Origin of the sequence: Amycolatopsis marina, assembly GCF_900111885.1 — a bacterium.
GTDB lineage: Bacteria > Actinomycetota > Actinomycetes > Mycobacteriales > Pseudonocardiaceae > Amycolatopsis > Amycolatopsis marina.
Genome location: NZ_FOKG01000001.1, coordinates 281,834 through 299,061 on the forward strand (window position 1 = coordinate 281,834; position 17,228 = coordinate 299,061).

The 17,228-nt window shown below is 68.9% G+C and carries 20 protein-coding genes; 9 read left to right on the forward strand and 11 right to left on the reverse strand.

Annotated elements, in window-relative coordinates; translation table 11 throughout:
• The first annotated feature begins 135 nt into the window (after positions 1–135).
• Positions 136–792: an HNH endonuclease family protein gene (locus BM199_RS01385; protein ID WP_177242430.1), complete on the forward strand. Its 657-nt coding sequence runs from the start codon at positions 136–138 to the stop codon at positions 790–792.
• Between the two features lie 10 nt (positions 793–802).
• On the opposite strand, the gene BM199_RS01390 is transcribed toward BM199_RS01385, so the two are convergent.
• The gene (locus tag BM199_RS01390) at positions 803–1,453 is read right to left on the reverse strand and encodes a TetR/AcrR family transcriptional regulator (protein WP_091668224.1); all 651 of its coding nucleotides are present in this window, start codon (positions 1,451–1,453) and stop codon (positions 803–805) included.
• Positions 1,454–1,521: 68 nt separating this feature from the next.
• Between BM199_RS01390 and BM199_RS01395 the strand changes: the two genes are divergently transcribed.
• Complete coding sequence (locus BM199_RS01395; RefSeq protein ID WP_091668227.1) at positions 1,522–2,754, forward strand: lipase family protein; 1,233 nt, start codon at positions 1,522–1,524, stop codon at positions 2,752–2,754.
• A gap of 16 nt (positions 2,755–2,770) precedes the next feature.
• On the opposite strand, the gene BM199_RS01400 is transcribed toward BM199_RS01395, so the two are convergent.
• From BM199_RS01400 to BM199_RS01410, 3 genes are all read right to left on the reverse strand, one after another.
• Complete coding sequence (locus BM199_RS01400; RefSeq protein ID WP_091668230.1) at positions 2,771–3,184, reverse strand: DUF3151 domain-containing protein; 414 nt, start codon at positions 3,182–3,184, stop codon at positions 2,771–2,773.
• Positions 3,185–3,467: 283 nt separating this feature from the next.
• Positions 3,468–4,499: a class II fructose-bisphosphate aldolase gene (fbaA, locus tag BM199_RS01405; RefSeq protein WP_091668234.1), complete on the reverse strand. Its 1,032-nt coding sequence runs from the start codon at positions 4,497–4,499 to the stop codon at positions 3,468–3,470.
• 72 nt (positions 4,500–4,571) lie between these two features.
• On the reverse strand, positions 4,572–5,405 hold the full coding sequence (locus tag BM199_RS01410; protein ID WP_091668237.1) for an LLM class F420-dependent oxidoreductase: 834 nt from the start codon (positions 5,403–5,405) through the stop codon (positions 4,572–4,574).
• A 200-nt stretch (positions 5,406–5,605) separates the two neighbouring features.
• Between BM199_RS01410 and BM199_RS01415 the strand changes: the two genes are divergently transcribed.
• Positions 5,606–6,520 carry an SDR family oxidoreductase gene (locus BM199_RS01415; RefSeq protein ID WP_091668239.1) on the forward strand — a complete coding sequence of 305 codons (915 nt, stop codon included), beginning with the start codon at positions 5,606–5,608 and terminating at the stop codon, positions 6,518–6,520.
• Between the two features lie 6 nt (positions 6,521–6,526).
• Here the strand turns inward: BM199_RS01415 and BM199_RS01420 are convergent, their stop codons facing one another.
• On the reverse strand, positions 6,527–6,814 hold the full coding sequence (locus tag BM199_RS01420; protein ID WP_091668242.1) for a YciI family protein: 288 nt from the start codon (positions 6,812–6,814) through the stop codon (positions 6,527–6,529).
• A 171-nt stretch (positions 6,815–6,985) separates the two neighbouring features.
• On the opposite strand from BM199_RS01420, the gene BM199_RS01425 reads away from it, so the two are divergent.
• Positions 6,986–7,564: a SigE family RNA polymerase sigma factor gene (locus tag BM199_RS01425; RefSeq protein WP_091668247.1), complete on the forward strand. Its 579-nt coding sequence runs from the start codon at positions 6,986–6,988 to the stop codon at positions 7,562–7,564.
• A gap of 88 nt (positions 7,565–7,652) precedes the next feature.
• Positions 7,653–8,795, forward strand: coding sequence for an N-acetylglucosamine-6-phosphate deacetylase (gene nagA / locus BM199_RS01430; RefSeq protein ID WP_091669607.1), 1,143 nt, complete (start codon positions 7,653–7,655; stop codon positions 8,793–8,795).
• A 4-nt stretch (positions 8,796–8,799) separates the two neighbouring features.
• Here nagA and BM199_RS01435 read toward each other — a convergent pair whose 3' ends face one another.
• The gene (locus tag BM199_RS01435; RefSeq protein ID WP_245788069.1) at positions 8,800–9,381 is read right to left on the reverse strand and encodes a TetR/AcrR family transcriptional regulator; all 582 of its coding nucleotides are present in this window, start codon (positions 9,379–9,381) and stop codon (positions 8,800–8,802) included.
• Positions 9,359–10,915 (reverse strand): MFS transporter, encoded by a 1,557-nt coding sequence (locus BM199_RS01440; RefSeq protein WP_091668252.1) that lies wholly within the window; start codon positions 10,913–10,915, stop codon positions 9,359–9,361. The genes BM199_RS01435 and BM199_RS01440 overlap by 23 nt, the downstream gene beginning before the upstream one ends.
• 121 nt (positions 10,916–11,036) lie before the next feature.
• On the opposite strand from BM199_RS01440, the gene BM199_RS01445 reads away from it, so the two are divergent.
• From BM199_RS01445 to BM199_RS01455, 3 genes are read left to right on the forward strand one after another with little or no spacing between them, the layout of a single operon-like run.
• The gene (locus BM199_RS01445) at positions 11,037–11,786 is read left to right on the forward strand and encodes a MerR family transcriptional regulator (protein WP_091668255.1); all 750 of its coding nucleotides are present in this window, start codon (positions 11,037–11,039) and stop codon (positions 11,784–11,786) included.
• A 60-nt stretch (positions 11,787–11,846) separates the two neighbouring features.
• Complete coding sequence (locus tag BM199_RS01450) at positions 11,847–12,740, forward strand: AurF N-oxygenase family protein (RefSeq protein ID WP_091668257.1); 894 nt, start codon at positions 11,847–11,849, stop codon at positions 12,738–12,740.
• Positions 12,741–12,772: 32 nt separating this feature from the next.
• Positions 12,773–13,177, forward strand: a complete 405-nt coding sequence (locus BM199_RS01455) for a hypothetical protein (RefSeq protein WP_091668260.1) — start codon at positions 12,773–12,775, stop codon at positions 13,175–13,177.
• 21 nt (positions 13,178–13,198) lie between these two features.
• Here the strand turns inward: BM199_RS01455 and BM199_RS01460 are convergent, their stop codons facing one another.
• Entirely contained in the window at positions 13,199–13,741 is a 543-nt protein-coding gene (locus BM199_RS01460; RefSeq protein ID WP_091668262.1) for a hypothetical protein, read from the reverse strand.
• Between the two features lie 46 nt (positions 13,742–13,787).
• Positions 13,788–15,179 (reverse strand): FAD-binding oxidoreductase, encoded by a 1,392-nt coding sequence (locus BM199_RS01465; RefSeq protein WP_091668265.1) that lies wholly within the window; start codon positions 15,177–15,179, stop codon positions 13,788–13,790.
• A gap of 139 nt (positions 15,180–15,318) precedes the next feature.
• Here BM199_RS01465 and BM199_RS01470 point away from each other — a divergent pair, with 139 nt between their 5' ends.
• Positions 15,319–15,804, forward strand: coding sequence for a hypothetical protein (locus BM199_RS01470; RefSeq protein WP_091668267.1), 486 nt, complete (start codon positions 15,319–15,321; stop codon positions 15,802–15,804).
• A gap of 26 nt (positions 15,805–15,830) precedes the next feature.
• On the opposite strand, the gene BM199_RS01475 is transcribed toward BM199_RS01470, so the two are convergent.
• Together BM199_RS01475 and BM199_RS01480 are read right to left on the reverse strand one after the other, a co-directional pair.
• Positions 15,831–16,667 carry an alpha/beta fold hydrolase gene (locus BM199_RS01475; protein ID WP_342741684.1) on the reverse strand — a complete coding sequence of 279 codons (837 nt, stop codon included), beginning with the start codon at positions 16,665–16,667 and terminating at the stop codon, positions 15,831–15,833.
• A complete protein-coding gene (locus BM199_RS01480; RefSeq protein ID WP_091668272.1) occupies positions 16,664–17,200 on the reverse strand; it encodes a DUF2231 domain-containing protein in 537 nt (178 codons plus the stop codon). Before BM199_RS01480 ends, BM199_RS01475 begins: the two co-directional genes overlap by 4 nt.
• Positions 17,201–17,228 lie beyond the last annotated feature (28 nt).

A 17,228-nucleotide genomic window follows, 5' to 3' on the forward strand; every position in this document is an offset into this window, starting at 1 on the left:
GTGCACTTTCCTACGAAAGTGCTGGTCCGGTTAACCCACACGTGTTGCGTTCGTCACCTTTCCGGTTCAAGGTCGGAAAGTACCCAACCGCCGGATCGGCAGCTCCCCAGCCGGCCTGACGAGAGAAGGCACGCCGTGAACGTCTCCCGTACCGCGTCCACATCCCGCATCGTCCGTCAGGCGCTGGCCGTCACCGGAGCCTCCGCAATCCTCGTCGCGGGACTGGGCGGTGCCGCTGCCGCTGAACCACCGGGCATTCCCAGCGGACCCACGGCCGAAGCGCAACTCGCCGAACTCACCGTGGCCGCCGACGGCCCGATGACCGGATACGACCGGGACAAGTTCCCGCACTGGGGCAGCCAGGGCGACAACTGCAACACCCGCGAAGTGGTCCTCGAGCGCGACGGCACGAATGTGCGTACCGGCACGGACTGCTATCCGACCTCGGGCAGCTGGCGCAGCGCCTACGACGGAGCCACCTGGTCGCAGCCGTCCGATGTGGACATCGATCACGTCGTTCCGCTCGCCGAGGCATGGCGGTCCGGCGCGGCGGAATGGACCACGGACAAGCGGAAGCAGTTCGCCAACGACCTCTCCGGCCCGCAGCTGATCGCCGTGACGGACAACGTCAACCAGGAGAAGGGCGACAAGGCGCCGGAGGACTGGAAGCCGCCGACGACGAGCTACTGGTGCACCTACGCCAGCATGTGGGTCGCGGTGAAACACAAGTGGGAACTCACGATCAGCACGGCGGAGAAGTCAGCACTGAGCGGCATGCTCGACCGCTGCTGAACGGGCACGGTCAGCGCATCCGCTCGATGATGTGCGCACCGTGCTGATAGAGCCGTTGCACACCGCCGATGGTGAACTCCGTGAGTAGTTCGACCAGTGCCTCCCGCTCCGGGGGATCACCGTCGGCGGTGAGCTTGACCAGCGCCTCGGTCATCGCGATGTACATCGCGGCCAGCGCGGTGTCAGTGCGGCCGGGGTCGATGCCGTGCTCGGCCCACCGCTTCCGGCTGGCCTCGGTGTAGAGCCCGGCCAGCTGGGAGCGCACCCGCGTCATCGCTGGATCCCCACCACGCTCGGCCTCCTGCAGCACCGGAAGTGCGTCGGGATACTCCTCGACGAAGTCGAATATCGCACCGAAGTTCGCGCGCGCCCACATACGCAGATCGGGTTCGTCGTTGCCGAGTGCCTGCGCTCCCATCCACTCGACCGCGAGTTCCTCGACCTCGGCGACGACGGCGGCGAACAGCGCCGATCGGTCACCGAAGGTCTCGTAGACGCTCTGCCTGCTCACGCCGGCCGCACGCGCGATCTGCTCGATCGTGGCCGACCGCTGTCCATGTGCGGCGAACTCCGTCCTCGCCGCACTCAGGACCAACTCCCGCAGTTCCTCCGGGGGAAGTTTTCGAGGCCGCCCTGGACGGCGACGATCGGCAGTTGACATCGTGCGCCACCTCACATAGACATATTTTCGACATCGCTGTCGAAAACTAAGCTCGACGAGGAGCAAGTATGCGCGCACCCGGCCGTGCCCATCGCCTTCTCGGCGCCCTGCTCAGCACGGCCGTGGGGTTCGCCCTGCTCACGGTCGCTGCGGCACCGGTTTCCGCCGAGCCATCCTTCTACGATCCTCCCTCACCGTTACCACCGGGCCAGCCCGGTGACGTCATCAAGAGCGAGCCGTCGGAGTTCTTCATCGACCCGGTCAAGCTCATCCGCGCCCCGGCACAGGTGCAGCGGATCATGTACCGCAGCAAGAACACCCACGGCGAGCCGATCGCGGTGACCGGCACCGTCCTCACCCCGGACGCCGAATGGTCCGGCGCAGGGGAGCGGCCGATCGTCGGCTACGCACCGGGGACCCAGGGTGTCGGCGACAACTGCGCGCCCTCCAAGGCACTCGCGGCGGGCCTGGAGTACGAGGGCCCGTTCATCGCGGGGATGCTCACCCGCGGCTTCGCGGTCGTGGTCACCGACTACGAGGGCCTCGGCACTCCGGGCATGCACACCTACGTCAACCGGGCAGCCGAAGGACACGCGGTACTCGACGCGATCAGGGCGGCGCAGCGGCTGCCGCAGGCGGACCTGCCCGACGCGGGACCGGTGGGCATCGCGGGCTACTCGCAGGGCGGCGGCGCCTCCGCCGCCGCGGCCGAACTGGCCCCGGAGTACGCGCCCGAACTCGACATCAAGGGCGCGTACGCGGGCGCGGTGCCCGCCGACCTCGCGAAGGTGGCGGGTGTGCTCGACGGGCACTATGCGGCCGGCTTCCTCGGCTACTCGGTGCTCAGCCTGGACGCGGCATACCCGGAGCTGAACCTTCCCGACCTGCTCAACGAGAAGGGGCGGCAACTGCTGGCCGAGGTCGCGACCCAGTGCACGCCGGAGGCGATCACCGCGCACGCGTTCACGAAGACGGCGACGCTGACGAAGGACGGCCGTCCGCTGGCCGCCTATCTCGACGAGGAGCCCTACGCCTCGCGGGTGGCGGAGCAGCGGATCGGCGAGCGGAAGCCGGAGGCGCCGACGCTGGTCGTGCACAGCGCGCTGGACGACATCGTGCCCTACGGCCAGGGCAGGCAGATGGCCAAGGAGTGGTGCGCCCAGGGCGCCACCGTGCAGTTCAGCACCTCGTTGGTGCCGTCCCACGTCGGTGGCGCGATCCGGGCTTACCCGGAGGCGTTCGCCTGGCTGGATGCACGGTTCGCAGGCAAGCGCGCACCGGACAACTGCGGTCGGTTCTGAGCTTGCAGGACCGGCCTCAGCTGAGGCCGGTCGCCGCGGCCGCGGCCGGGTCGGAATCGGCGAGGAACTTGGTGCAGCGCTCGTACTCCTCGCTCTCCCCGATCCGGCCCGCGGCCTTGGCAAGTACGGCGAGCGAACGCAGGAAGCCCTGGTTGGGGCGGTGCGACCACGGCACCGGGCCGAAGCCCTTCCAGCCGGCGCGGCGCAACTGGTCGAGTCCCCGGTGGTACCCGGTACGGGCGTAGGCGTAGGCGGCGACCGTCTCGCCCGCCTCGAAGGCATTGTGGGCCAGTGCGGCCCACGCCTCGCTGAAGTCGGGGTACTCCGCGGCGACCTCGGCGGGGTCGGTGCCGGAATCCATGGCGGCTTCGGCTTCGGTTCGCTCGGGCAGGTGGGTCGGCTCGGGGCCGAGCAGGTTGGCGTGCGTCATGCCACCATTCTGCGCCGACGTGGGGCACGGAGTTCCGTGCGGGGGTGAGCAGCGGCTACAGCAGCAGCAAGGCGAGCGTGGTGCTCGCGGCGGCGAGCACCAGTGCACCGACGAGAACGGCGGCGACCAGACGTTTGGGCATCATCGGGCGACACCCTGCCCGGCACTCAGCACGGCAGACAAATCCACCACTCCTATGGGTGAAGGGTCGGATGTCCCCAATGCCACATTGGGGAACTTGAAGTTCCCGAATGTGGCATTGGGGACAACCTGAAGGGCTGGCTCAGCTGAGTTTCTGGCCCGCGGACTTGAGGGACTCGGCCGCCTCGACCACGCGAGCCGCCATGGCGCCCTCGGCGGCCTTGAGGTAGCTGCGGGGGTCGTAGACCTTCTTGTTTCCGACCTCGCCGTCGATCTTCAGCACGCCGTCGTAGTTCTTGAACATGTGATCGGCGATCGGGCGGGTGAACGCGTACTGCGTGTCGGTGTCGACGTTCATCTTCACCACGCCGTACGACAGCGCGGCGTGGATGTCCTCGATCGACGAGCCGGACCCGCCGTGGAACACCAGCTCGAACGGCTTCGAGCCCTCGGCCAGCCCGAGCTTCTCGGCGGCGACGCGCTGACCGCCCTTGAGCACCTCGGGACGCAGCTTGACGTTGCCCGGCTTGTACACGCCGTGCACGTTGCCGAAGGTCGCCGCCAGCAGGTAACGGCCCTTGTCCCCGGAACCGAGCGTCTCGATGGTGCGGACGAAGTCACCCTCGGCGGTGTAGAGCTTGTCGTTGATGTCGTTAGCGACACCGTCCTCCTCGCCGCCGACGACGCCGATCTCGACCTCAAGGATGATCTTCGCGGCGGCCGCCTTCTCCAGCAGCTCCGCCGCGATCTCCAGGTTCTCCTCCAGGTCGATCGCCGAGCCGTCCCACATGTGCGACTGGAACAGCGGGTTCTGCCCACGGTTCACCCGCTCCTGCGAGATGTCGATCAGCGGCCGGACGAAGCCGTCCAGCTTGTCCTTCGGGCAGTGGTCGGTGTGCAGCGCGATGTTCACCGGGTACTTCTCGGCGACCACGTGGGCGAACTCGGCCAGCGCGGTCGAGCCGGTGACCATGTCCTTCACCTTCTGGCCGGACGCGAACTCCGAACCACCGGTGGAGAACTGGATGATCCCGTCGCTCTCCGCCTCGGCGAAGCCGCGCAGCGCGGCGTTCAGAGTCTCCGACGAGGTCACGTTGATGGCCGGGTAAGCGAACTCGTTCGCCTTCGCCCGGTCCAGCATTTCCGCATAGACCTCGGGGGTCGCGATGGGCATCGTTGTCCTCCTCGAAAACGCGGCAGCTTGTGCCCGCATCCTACGAGGCCCGGGTCGCGACCCCCTCAGCAGTCAGCGCAGCACCTTCGCCAGTTCCCGGTAGGCGGGCAGCGGGTCGGCGCCCTCCTCGGTGAGGACCTGGATGTTGACGTGGTCCGCGCCCGCGTCGAGGTGCGCGGTGACGCCGGCCGCGACGGTCTCGGCGTCGCCGTGCAGGGCCAGTGCGTCGATCAGGCGGTCGCTGCCACCGTCGGCGATGTCCTCCTCGCTCCAGCCGAGACGGCGCAGGTTCTTCACGTAGTTGACCAGCATCAGATAGGGGTAACGCACGGCCGGCCTGCCGATCGCACGAGCGCGTTCGGGGTCGGTGTCGAGGACGACCTTCTGTTCCGGCGCCAGCAGCGGGCCCGCGCCGAGGATCTCGCGCGCCTGCCGGGTGTGCTCCGGGGTGGTCAGGTACGGATGGGCTCCGGCGGTGCGCTCACCGGAGAGGCGCAGCACCTTCGGACCGAGCGCGGCCAGCACGCGACCTTCGACCGGGACGCCCGCCGCGTCCAGCTGGTCGAGGTACTCCACGATCTTGTCGTAGGGGCGGGTGTAGGTCTGCTGTGCCTCGGGGTGGCCGATGCCGACGCCGAGCAGGAACCGGTCGGGGTGCTTGGCGGCGATGCGCTGGTAGCACCGGGCCACGGTGTCCGCGTCGTCGGTCCACATGTTCACGATCCCGGTCGCGACCGTCAGTGTGCTGGTCGCGTCGAGCAGGCTCTCGGCGAGTTCGAGGTCACCGGGAGGCGAACCGCCGATCCACACCGCGCCGAAGCCGAGCGCCTCCAACTCGGCGGCCAGCTCCGGGGAGAGCCCACCCGCGAAACGCCAGATTCCGTACCTACCCAGATCAACAGCCATGTTCCAGCCAACCCGGGAACCCGTCGACGAATTCCCCGGGGAGCACGGTCTGTCGCACTTTCCCGGGAAAGTGCGACACCCGGCGTGTGCAAGTACAGCACTTTCCCGGGAAAGTGTTCTTACCGACGAGTAGCCTACCGGGAGTAAGTTGAGGTACGGTCCTGGTCATCAAGCACGACGGCGTGTCGAGGAGGCACCAGATGGCGAATCCGCTCTCCCTGCTGACCGGTGGCGGCAAGAACAAGGTCAAGGGCAAGGTCGTCCTGATCACCGGGGCGGCGCGCGGAATCGGCGCGGGCCTCGCCGAGCGGCTCGCCGCCGACGGCGCCAAGGTCGCCCTCGTCGGCCTGGAGGCCGAGGAACAGCGCGCGGTGGCGGAGAAGATCGGCCCCAGCGCCCACTCCTGGGAGGCCGACGTCACCAGCTGGGAAGCCCTCGAATCCGCGACGGCAGGCGTGGTCGAACGCTTCGGCGGGATCGACATCGTGATCGCCAACGCGGGCATCGCCACCACCGGCTTCGTCCGGTCGGTCGACCCCGCCGCGTTCGAGAAGGTGATCGAGGTCGATCTGCTCGGTGTCTGGCGCACGTTCCGTGTGACGATGCCGCACGTCATCGAACGCAAGGGGTATCTGCTGGCGATCTCCTCGCTGGCCGCTATCACCCACGCCCCGGGCATGGCCAACTACTCGGCGGCCAAGGCAGGCGTGGAGGCGTTCTGCAACAGCCTGCGCGCCGAGGTGCACCATCTCGGCGTCAAGGTCGGGGTCGCGCATCCGACCTGGATCCGCACCGACCTCGTGGACAGCGCCGACGCCCACCCGGTGTTCGGCAAGATGCGCGCGGGCATGCCTGGCCTGATCGGCAAGACCTACCCGTTGACGGTCGCACTCGACTGCCTGGAAGCCGGGATCAAACGCCGCGCCAGGACCATCCACGTCCCGCGCTGGGTCGGCGGGCTCAAGCTCATCCGCGCGTTCCTGCCGCCGATCATCGAGATCGGTTCGCGCAAGCTCGTGCCGGAGGCCGACCGGGGCGCGCTGGAGGACATCCGGACCCGCGGCGCACGCGAAGCCGCCGTGACGGGCCACGGCGGCCGCGCGGCCATCAGGTAACCCTGGTCAGACCGAGGCCGGGGGCACCCATGCGCCGATCAGCGGGGTGAACTCCCGGACCGTGCGCTCCTCGATGGCGCCCTCGATGTGGTACGGATCGGCGTCGATCACGGCCTGGAGGGCCTCGCGGTCCTCTGCCTGGCAGAGGAACATGCCGCCAGTTCCGTCCGCCAGCGGTCCGGCGACGGCGATGACGCCCTGCTCGGCCAGGTCCTCGAGGTAGTCCCGGTGGCGCGGACGCACCTCGGCGAACTTGTCCTGCACATAACGGATTTCCACCACAAACCAGGCCATCTGTCCTCCAGAATCGACGTGCGGGTGCCAGCGAACCGTAAGCGATCGAGGGACACCCGCGATCATCACGGTTCAACCACTAGCGCGCGCATGGGCACCCGATACGCTTTGCTGATGGGCAGACGGTCGCCCAGGACAGGTAGCGGACACAGGCCAGGGACGGGGACGTAGATGCAGGGCAGCGCGGAGAGCAGCGTCGAGCAGACGCTCGGCCACCTGCGCACGATGGACGCGCCGGTGCCGCCGGTCAGACCCACGGCACCGCTGACCCTGGAGGACCTCTACCGGACCCATCGGATGCGCCTCGTCCGGCTGGCGATCCTGCTGGTCGACGAGCCCGCCACCGCCGAGGACGTCGTGCAGGAGGCGTTCACCGGCCTGCACCGCAACTGGGGCAACCTGCGGGACGCCGCCGCGGCCGTCGGTTACCTCCGCACCGCGGTGGTGAACGGGTCCCGCAGTGTCCTGCGCAGGCGCAAGACCGCTCGCGAGTACGTCCCCCCGCACGCGGTCAACGCACGCTCCGCCGAAAGTCTCGCGATGCTCTCGACGGAGCACCAGTCCGTGGTGAACGCGCTGTCCAAGCTCCCACCACGGCAGCGCGAGGTGCTCGTGCTGCGCTACTACGGCGGGCTTTCGGAGGCCGAGATCTCCGAGGCGGCCGGCATCTCCAAGGGAACGGTCAAGTCGACCGCGAGCCGGGCACTCGAAGCCCTGCAGAAGGTGATGCGGGAACAGGGTCGTAACTAAGTAACGAGATAGCCTCGAAACGTGGTGGGTTGCCCACGTCCTGGTCTGGACCAATATGATGGCTGTCGTGAGTGGTGTCGAAGATTTCGTGCTGACCGGCGCTCGAATCGCCGGCCCGGATGGACTGATCGATTCCGGCTGGATTTCGGTCGCTGGTGAATTGATCACCGGGATCGGTTCCGGTCCCGCCCCTGCGGGCCGTCGAATCGATGTCTCGGGCTCCCTGATCGTCCCCGGATTCATCGACACCCACTGCCATGGCGGGGGCGGGGGCTCGTTCTCCACCACCGATCCCGCGGAGGCGAGCAACGCCATCGCCGCGCACCGCAGGCACGGCACCACAACTCTGCTGGCCAGCCTCGTCTCCGACCCCGTTCCCGTGCTGAACAGCCAGGTCGGGGCGCTGACCGAGCTGGTCGAGGACGGTGACCTCGCCGGAATTCACCTCGAGGGCCCGTTCATCGCGAAGTCCCGTTGCGGTGCGCACGACCCGGGAGCGCTGCGCGAGCCCGACACCGACACCGTCGACGCACTGCTGCAGGCGGGCAAGGGTCACGTCCGGATGGTCACCCTCGCTCCCGAACTCCACGGCGGCATCAAGGCCGTGCGCCAGCTCAGCGAGTCCGGCGTGCTCGTGGCGATCGGGCACACCGACGGCGTCGAGGAGCAGATTCGCCCCGCCATCGACGCTGGCGCCACCGTCGCCACCCACCTCTTCAACGGCATGCGCCCACTGCACCACCGGGAGCCGGGGCCGATCGGCGCGATGCTGGACGACGAACGGGTGACGATCGAGCTCATCTGCGATCTGGTCCACGTCCACCCGACCGTGCTCCGGCTGGCCGCCAAGCACGCCGGACTCGGCCGGACCGTGCTGATCACCGATGCGATGTCCGCCACCGACGCGGCCGACGGCACCTACACCCTCGGCAGGCTCGACGTCGACGTCACCGCCGGCGTGGCGACCCTGGCCAGCAACGGATCACTGGCGGGCAGCACGCTGACCATGGACGTCGCATTCCGGAACCTGGTCACCGGCGCGGGCCTGAGCATCACCGACGCCGTGCGCGCGACCTCGGGCAGGCCGGCCGAGTTGCTCGACCTCACCGGTACGACGGGTTCGCTGACCCCGGGCCTGCGCGCCGACCTGGTGGTACTGAACGACGAACTCCGCCCGGTCCGCGTGCTGCGCAGGGGAACGTGGATCGACGGAGTCGCGGCGTCGAAGTAGGCAGCTACGGACTGGCGCTCCGCAGCACGTTACCGAGGAGTGTGCGGATGTGGTCCTCGTCGGCCTGCCGTTCCCCGAGCAGGATGGCCGCGCACAGACCGTCAGCGAGCGCGATGAGGGCTTCGACCGCGTCGGGGTCGTCCGTCTGTGTCCTGGCGAGCTCCGCGACGTGCTCCCGCCAGCGCCAGGCCGCGGGCCGCAAGGCCGGGCGCCGTGCGGCCAACGTCGACAGCTCGCGTTCGGCGAGTGCGCGTTCCCGTCCCGGCCCGTCGGATTCGGCGATGAGCTGGGCCAGTCCCCGGAGTTTGTCCTCTTCGGAGTCGATGATCCGCCGGATGTGCTCGGTGTACGCGTCCGTGATGCTGGTCAGGGCCGCTACCAGCAGGTCGTCGAGGGTGGCGAAGTAGTAGAGCGTCAGGCTCGCCGGGATCCCGGCCTCCTTGGCGACGGTTCGGTGGGTCACCCCGGCAGCACCGTCGCGGCGGACGACGGCGAGCGTCGCGTCGATGATTTCCGCACGTCGGCGTTGCCCGCGCAACTTGCGTCCGTCGACCACGTGCCCCTCATCGGCCATCGCCTCTCCCATGGCTAGAGGGTATTGGCCCACTGTCGGGCGCGGCCGAGCCGAGTGGGCGGATGTGTCGCAGTGTCGTGAAACTGAGCAGCGACACGGCCGCGATGGCGATACCGGCGATGACAGCAGAAGCGTTGAGCCCGCTGACGAACGCGACGCGCGCGTGCTCGACAGCCGCGGCGGTCAACTGGTTCCCAGCCGACAGTGCCCCGGGGAGGCTGTCGGTGTACGCCTCGGCGGCAGCTGTCGGCAGGCCGGGTGGCGCCTCGATCGTTGTCCGGTAGATCGCCGTGGTCAGGCTGCCCAGCAGCGCCACTCCCACCGCGACACCCAGTTCCTGCACGGTTTCGGACAACGCTGCCGCCGATCCGGACTTCTCCGCCGAAACGGCCCCCACGACGATGTCGGTACCCAGGGCGGCGATGGCCCCGAGCCCGAGGTACACGAAGGCGAACCCGGCGGCCACGCTCAGCTTGCTGTCGGTGTCGGCGAGGGCGAGCAGGGCGTAGCCGACCAGCGACAGCACCAGGGTGGCGAACATGACGATTCCGGGTGACACGCGCCGGGCCAGCAGGGGCGCGCCGATGGCCGCGAGGAGCATGGCCAGAGCCGGAATTCCCGTCCACATGCCCGCGGTCGTGGGTGAAAGACCGCCGACGAGCTGCAGGTACTGGGTGACCAGGAGCATCACTCCACCCACGCCGACCAGGCCGATCAGCAGGACCGAAAGGGCGGCGACGAAAGCCCGGTTCGTGAAGAGTTTCATGTCCAGCAACGGCGCATCCAGCAGCAGTTGGCGGCGGACGAAGACCACCGCGGAACCACCGCCGAGCAGGACGGCAACCAGCACCCGGAGGTCGGGACCGTGCTCGGCGATGTGCTTGATCGCGTAGACGATCGCCAGCACCGCTGCCAGCGACAACCCGACACTGAGCAGGTCGAGCCTGCCGGCCGCGCGTGCCCGGAACTCCGGCAGCAGCACCGGGGCAACGGCCAGCACCAGCACCGCGACCGGAACCGCGAGCAGGAAGGCCGCACCCCACCAGAAGCTGCCGACCAGTAGCCCGCCCACCACCGGACCAGCGGCCATTCCCAGACCGAACATCGTGGCCCAGACCCCGATCGCCACAGCACGCTGCCGGACGTCGGTGAACATGGTGCTGATCAGCGACAGGGTCGAGGGCATGAGGGTCGCCCCGGCCACACCGAGCAGGGCCCGAGCCACGATCAGCCACGTGGTGGTCGGCGCGAACGCCGCGAGGACCGAGACCGCGCCGAACGCGGCCATCCCGATCATCAGCAGGCGCCTTCGGCCGATCCGGTCGCCCAACGTGCCCATGGTCAGCAGGAATCCGGCGATGAAGAAGCCGTAGGCGTCCATGATCCACAAGGCTTCTGCCGCATTGGGGCGCAGGTCCGCGGACAGACTCGGCAGGACGAGGTAGAGCGCCGTCACGTCGAGCCCCAGCACCAGCGTCGGCAACGCCAGCAACCCGAGGCCGCTCCACTCCCGCCACCCGGCCCGCACGGGCTCCCCCTGGCTCATCACGCCTCCTGAGATAAAATTGAACGTATGTACTACTTGTACCATAGTTCAACTTCATGGCCGGTCGTGCCGAGTGCGCAGTACTGATCGGCATGTCGCCCCCACTCCCTAGACTGCCCCGATGTCCGAATACCGGGTCGACGACCTCGCCCGCCTGGCGGGCACCACCGTCGGCAATGTGCGCGTCTATCAGGACCGCGGCCTGCTCCCGCCCCCGGCCCGGCGCGGGCGCATCGCGGTTTACACCGAGGCGCACCTCGCGCGACTCCGCCTGGTGCTCAACCTGCTCGAACGCGGCTACACGTTCGCGCAGATCCACGAGATGGTCTCCGCGTGGGAGGCCGGACGGGACCTCGGCGATCTGCTGGGGCTCGAGGAGGTGCTCACGCAGCCGTGGTCCGATGAGGTCCCGCTACAGCTGACGCTCGCCGAGCTGGCCACCGAGTTCGGCGGCCTCGCCGATGCGTCGACCCTGGACCGCGCACTCAAGCTGGGCATCTTCGAGCGCAAGGGCTCCGCGATCGTCGTCCGCAGTCCCCGGCTGCTGCAGGCGGGCCGCGAACTACTGGCCGCGGGTGTGCCGATGCCGACGGTGCTGGACATCGCGGAGCAGGTGCTCCGGCACACCGACGAACTGGCGGCGCTGTTCCTGCGCCTTGTCGACGACCACGTGCTGCCATCCAGCGAACCGGGCTGGACGCCGAGCGTCGCGGAGGTCCCCGAACTCACCGAGCAGGCCAAGCGCCTGCGACCACAGGCGCAGGCAGCGGTGTCCTCGGCCCTGGCCCAGTCGATGAGCCGGGAGCTGTCGGACTGGCTGGCCCGGCGCTTCGGCCCGCTACTGAGTCAGGAGGAAGACAAGACCGTTTAATCTTCCATTCTTTCATTGGCCGTTCTAACCTTTAGTCTTACCCGGCGAGAGGAACGGCCCATGGCCAGCCACACCGCACGGACCCCACCCGGCCGCGAGATCACGGCGAAGCGCCTGCAGACCTCCTCGGCACGGCAGTTCTACGATCCCGACGTCGACATCGACTGGGACGCCCCGCTGCATCCGGACAAGTACTTCGTGCCGGAGCAACTGGTCACGCTCTACGGCACCGAGCTGTGGCAGGCGATGAGCCAGCGGCAGCGCCTCGAACTGTCCAAGCAGGAAATGATCAATACCGTCAGTGTGGGCATCTGGTTCGAGACCATCCTCATGCAGATGCTGATGCGCCTCGCATATCGCGGCGATCCGACGTCGGAGCACGTGCAGTACGCGTACACCGAGGTCGCCGAGGAGTGCAGGCACTCGACGATGTTCGCCAAACTCATCGAGAAGGCGGGCGGCAGGCCGTACCGGCAGCATCCGCGCTGGTACCTGATCGGCCACACCCTCCCGTTCGTGCTGCGTGGCCCCTCGATGTGGGCGGCGACGCTGATGGGCGAGGAGGTGTTCGACGTCCTGCAGCGCGACACGATGCGCGACGAGAGCCTGCAGCCGCTCGTGCGTGCGGTGATGCGCATCCACGTCACCGAGGAGGCGCGGCACGTGCGGTACGCCCGGGAGGATCTGCTGCGCACGCTGGAGACGAGCAACCGGCTGGACCGGGAGTTCACCAGATACGTGGCCGCCCAGGGGGCGATGCTGCTGACCCGGTCCGCGCAGTACCGCCGTGCCGGGCTCGACCCGAGGCAGGCACGCGCGCAGGCAAGGGACAATCCGCATCATCGGGAGGTCAAGCGCCACGGGGCCGAACGAGTCGTCGCCTTCCTGTCCGATGCCGGACTCATCGGCGGGCCGACCGAGCGAATCTGGCGCAGGTCGGGCCTGCTCGGCTGATCCATCTCGGGTAGGGCGATACCCTGAGCCCGATGAGCGAGTCCGCCGATTCCGATCCCGAGCGCCTGCTGGCCGAGGCCCTGCGCGCCCAGGCACGGTCGGCCCCACCGCCTCCCTCGGCCAAGGAGGCGGAAACAACGCGGACCGAGCAACAGCCCGTGACCACGGGCGGGCCGGCCGACGAGGGTCTGCCGCACGGCTACGGACTGCTGTCGGGAACCGGTGCGAGTTCGCTGGAGCGGGAACGCGCCGCCCTCGACGACCTGCCCGCCCCGGCACCGGCGGACGAGGCGATCACCGTGGAGCAGCACCTCCCAGGTGACAAGGCCAAGGATGGTGCGGCGGCCGTGCCGCTGGCCACGCACTGGATCCTGGTGCTCGCCGTGGTCCTCGGCCTCGCGGCCGGATCCGTCGTCGGCCTGCTGACGCTGCTTTAGATCCACAGTTGCGGCACGCCGTCAGTCTGGGCACCTGACGACGGGGCGCACGGAAGCCAGCGTCTCGGCCGGCACCGCTACCCGCCGTCCACCGCTGGTCAGGATCAGGGCGGGCCCGTCGGACGAGTTCAACTCCCCACACCAGACGCGACCGGTGACGTCGCGAACCTCCACCAGCATCGCGGCACTGGTCGGCTGCTTCTCCGGCCACCACCCGGACAGGGCGGACAGCGTGACGGCGACGACGGCAGCGAGAGTCACGGCAATTCCCGCGCGCAGCCGTCGCGTCAGACCCGACGGGTCGGCGCCGGTATCGGCGTCCGCATCCAACGGCCACGCCACGAGGCCGACCAGAACGGTCGCCACACAGGCGAGCAGGAGTGCCACCACGGCGAGGATCCCGGCAAGCACATCGAGCCAGAACGGGCCGTCGGTCGTGACCAGCACGCCGCAAAGGCCGATGAACCCCAGGACGCCCAGCTGGATCCCCTGCCAGCCGCGAGCCGACGCCCGGACCTGACCTACCGGGTCGTCAGCGAGATCGCTCCTGACGGCTGGCCGCATCTCTCAAGGATGCGCCTCGCCGGTCCGATCGGCACTACCGAAACGGTCACGGCATCGCGAACATCGAGCCGGGGTTGAACAGGTTCTCCGGGTCGAGTGCGGCCTTGATCTGCTGGTGCACCCGCAGCCCGACCGGGCCGATCTCGCGCTCCAGCCACTCCCGCTTGATCTTGCCGACGCCGTGCTCGCCGGTCACCGTTCCGCCGAGGGACAGCCCGACCTCGAGGATCGCGTCGAACGCCCGCTGCGCGCGGGCGAACTCGTCCGCCGAGGTGGGGTCGTAGACGATCGTCGGGTGCATGTTGCCGTCCCCGGCGTGCCCGACGACGGCGATCCGCAGGCCGACCTCCTCGCTGATCCGCTGGCAGCCCGCGATCAGCTCGCTGATGCGGGTGCGCGGCACACAGACGTCATCGGTGAGCCACGAGCCGTAGAGCTCCAGTGCCGTCAGCACCACCCGCCGGGCCTGCAGCAGCATGTTGCCCTCGGCGAGGTCGTCGGTCGCGTAGGCCATATCGGCCCCGCAGTCGTTGCAGATCTGTTCCAACGCGGCCATCTCGCGCCGGGCCACCTCACCACCGGCATCCGACTGGCACAGCAGCAACGCCTGACAGTCCGAGCCCGCGCCGATGTCGGTCTTGAGATACGCCTCCGCCGCCTTGATCGAGGCCGCGTCCATGATCTCCATCAATGACGGCACCAGACCCTCGCGCACCACCCGGGCGACGGCCTCACCCGCGGCGGCGGTGCTGGTGAACCCGGCCACGAGCGTCGCGGGAGCCTGCGGCAGCGGCTTCAGCGCCACCGTGGCCCTGGTGATGATCCCGAGCGTGCCCTCGCTGCCGACGAACAGCCGCGCCAGGTCGTAGCCCGCGACCCCCTTCACGGTGCGCCGCCCGGTGTGCAGCAGCGAGCCGTCGGCGAGCACGACCTCCAGCCCGAGCACCGAGTCCGTGGTGACGCCGTACTTCACACAGCACAGGCCGCCCGCGTTGGTGGAGAGGTTGCCGCCGATGGTGCACCAGTCGTAGCTGGAGGGGTCCGGCGGATAGAACAGTCCGTGCTTCTCGACGGCGTTGCGGAAGTCCAGGTTCACCACGCCCGGCTGCACGACCGCGAGCCGGTTGCCCGCGTCGACCTCGACGATCTCGTTGAGCTTGGTCAGCACCAGCACCACGCAGCCGTCGATCGCGTTGGCCGCGCCGGAAAGCCCACTGCCCGCTCCACGCGGCACGATCGGCACCTTCGCCTCGGCGCACGCCCGGACGGTCGCCTGCACGCCGGCGACATCGCGCGGCAGCACCACGGCCAGCGGCGTCCCGGACGGCGCAAGCGGCATCATGTCGCGCGAGTAGCTTCCGGTGACGTCGGTGTCGGTGAGCACGGCCTCCCTGCCGAGGTCGTCACGGAGTCTGGCCAGCAGGGCATCATCGCTCATGGCTCCACCGTAATACCCGCGGAACGACTGGGAACCGGTCGATGGCCACCGCGCGATACTCCATCAGGCCTCGGTGGCGGTGGGTGTCCTCGCCTGATACCGCGGATTCCGCCGCCCAGCTGCGGGTACGCCGTCCGGTATGACTAGTTTCTTGGGCATTTACCTGAATGATCAGCTCGCGCTGGGAGTGCTCTGGCGGGAACTGGCCCGTCGCGCGCAGCGCAACAACCGCGGCACCGATTTCGGTGACGCGCTGGCGCACGTGTCAGAGGGGATCGCCGAGGACGTCGACACGTTCCGGACGATCATGCGCCGGTTGGGTGTGCCGGTGAATCCGGTCAAGGTGGCGTTCGCGATCGGAGCTGAGCGGATTTCGAGACTCAAGCTCAACGGCCGGCTGACGGGTTACTCCCCGTTGAGCCGGTTCGTGGAGCTGGAGATCCTGGTGATGGGTGTACAGGGCAAGAAGCAGCTCTGGGACACCTTGGGCGACCTGGCCGATCTGGGTTCCAGGCTGCCGGACGCCGATTTCCGGCAGCTGGCCGATCGGGCCGAGCGGCAACGCGCGGAACTGGAGCCCTACCGGATGCGCGCCGGGACCAGCGCGTTCCGCGATCGCCGTTGAGGTCCGCGCCGGCTGCGCGTGCGTGCTCACTCGGAGTCCACCGCGGACACCCGTCGCAGGAACGGGAGTACCAGTACTGCCAGCTCGTGGGTGGCGCTGTAGTTGGCGTTGTGCGGGCTTCCGGGGACGACGGCGAGTTCCCCCCGCGGTAGCAGGTCAGCGGCCTGCGCTGCCCACCGTTGCGGGACGACCGGTTCGACGGCGCCCCTGGTGACGAGAGTGGGTGCCGATACCGCGGGTAGCTTGCGCTCAATGGGGTCGCGCAACGCGATCCGGAGTGTGCCCAGGGCGCGGTCGATTCCGGCGTCACGGAGGTCTCGCAGGATTATCGGTAACTGGACAGGGTCCTCGTGCCGGAGGTTGCGCAGCCAGCGCAGGGCCTGCCGCGCCGCACCGCGAGCCCACGGGTCCATGGTCGGGCCGACGAGCACCAGGCAGCGGACCAGTTCGGGGTGACGAACAGCGAGGTCAACCGCGACCTGGCAGCCGAACGAGTTTCCGATCAGCGCGGCGGAAGCGCGACCGGTGGTGACCAACCAGTCCGCGAGCCAGTCGGCCAGTTCCGCGACGTCGAGCACGTGCCCGGGTTCGCCACTGAGCCCGAACCCGGGCAGGTCGACGGCAGAAACGGGATAGCTGGAGGACAGCCGTGCCGCGAGTGGCATCAGGTACCGGTGTGACACCGCCAGACCGTGGACCAGCACCACAGGGAGGGCGCCGGGAGAAACGGGGGCGCGAGATTGCCGGGAATGCACTCGGACGCCTCGAACACTCGTCCAGTGGCTTTCGAAGTCTCGATCCGCGTGCGGCGCCCGTGTCGCGAGAACGTACTTTTCGCACCTTCGACCGGCGGTGTCGCTCACTCGTTCGCCGGTGTCTGCCAGCGGTGCACGCCCGCGCCCTGAGCGTACGTGAGGTGGCCGCCCAGAGCGCCACCCGCGCTCACTGCGGTCAGCGCGAGCAAACTGATGATCTTGCCTGCGGTGCTACGGGCACTGTGCCCGCGAGCCAGGTAGGACGCGGTGAACAGTGCGACGGCAGCGGTGTTGGCCGGCGCGTGCACCAGGCCGACCCGGCGTTGGCGTTCGTCGAGCTCGGCGTAGTCGGCCAGCCCGAGCAGCATGGCAGGTGGTGTGGTGGCGAGACCGAAGGCGATCAGCTTCCGCGCCGTTTCGGGTGTGCCCACTCCGTAGTCGAACGCGGTCGAACACACCCAGGCGCCCAGCGGCACGACGACCAGCAGTGGGTGCAGGGGGTGGCCCAGCCAGGAACCGCGCAGGACACCGTCCGTCCGGGTCCTGCGCAGAACCCGGCGGACCGTTGTCGCCACCGAGGCGGCGGGACGGTCGACCGCTCGCAACGACTCAGCGCCCCGAAGGACTCGATGAACGTTCATTCATCCCGCATACCCGCCGACCTGGCCA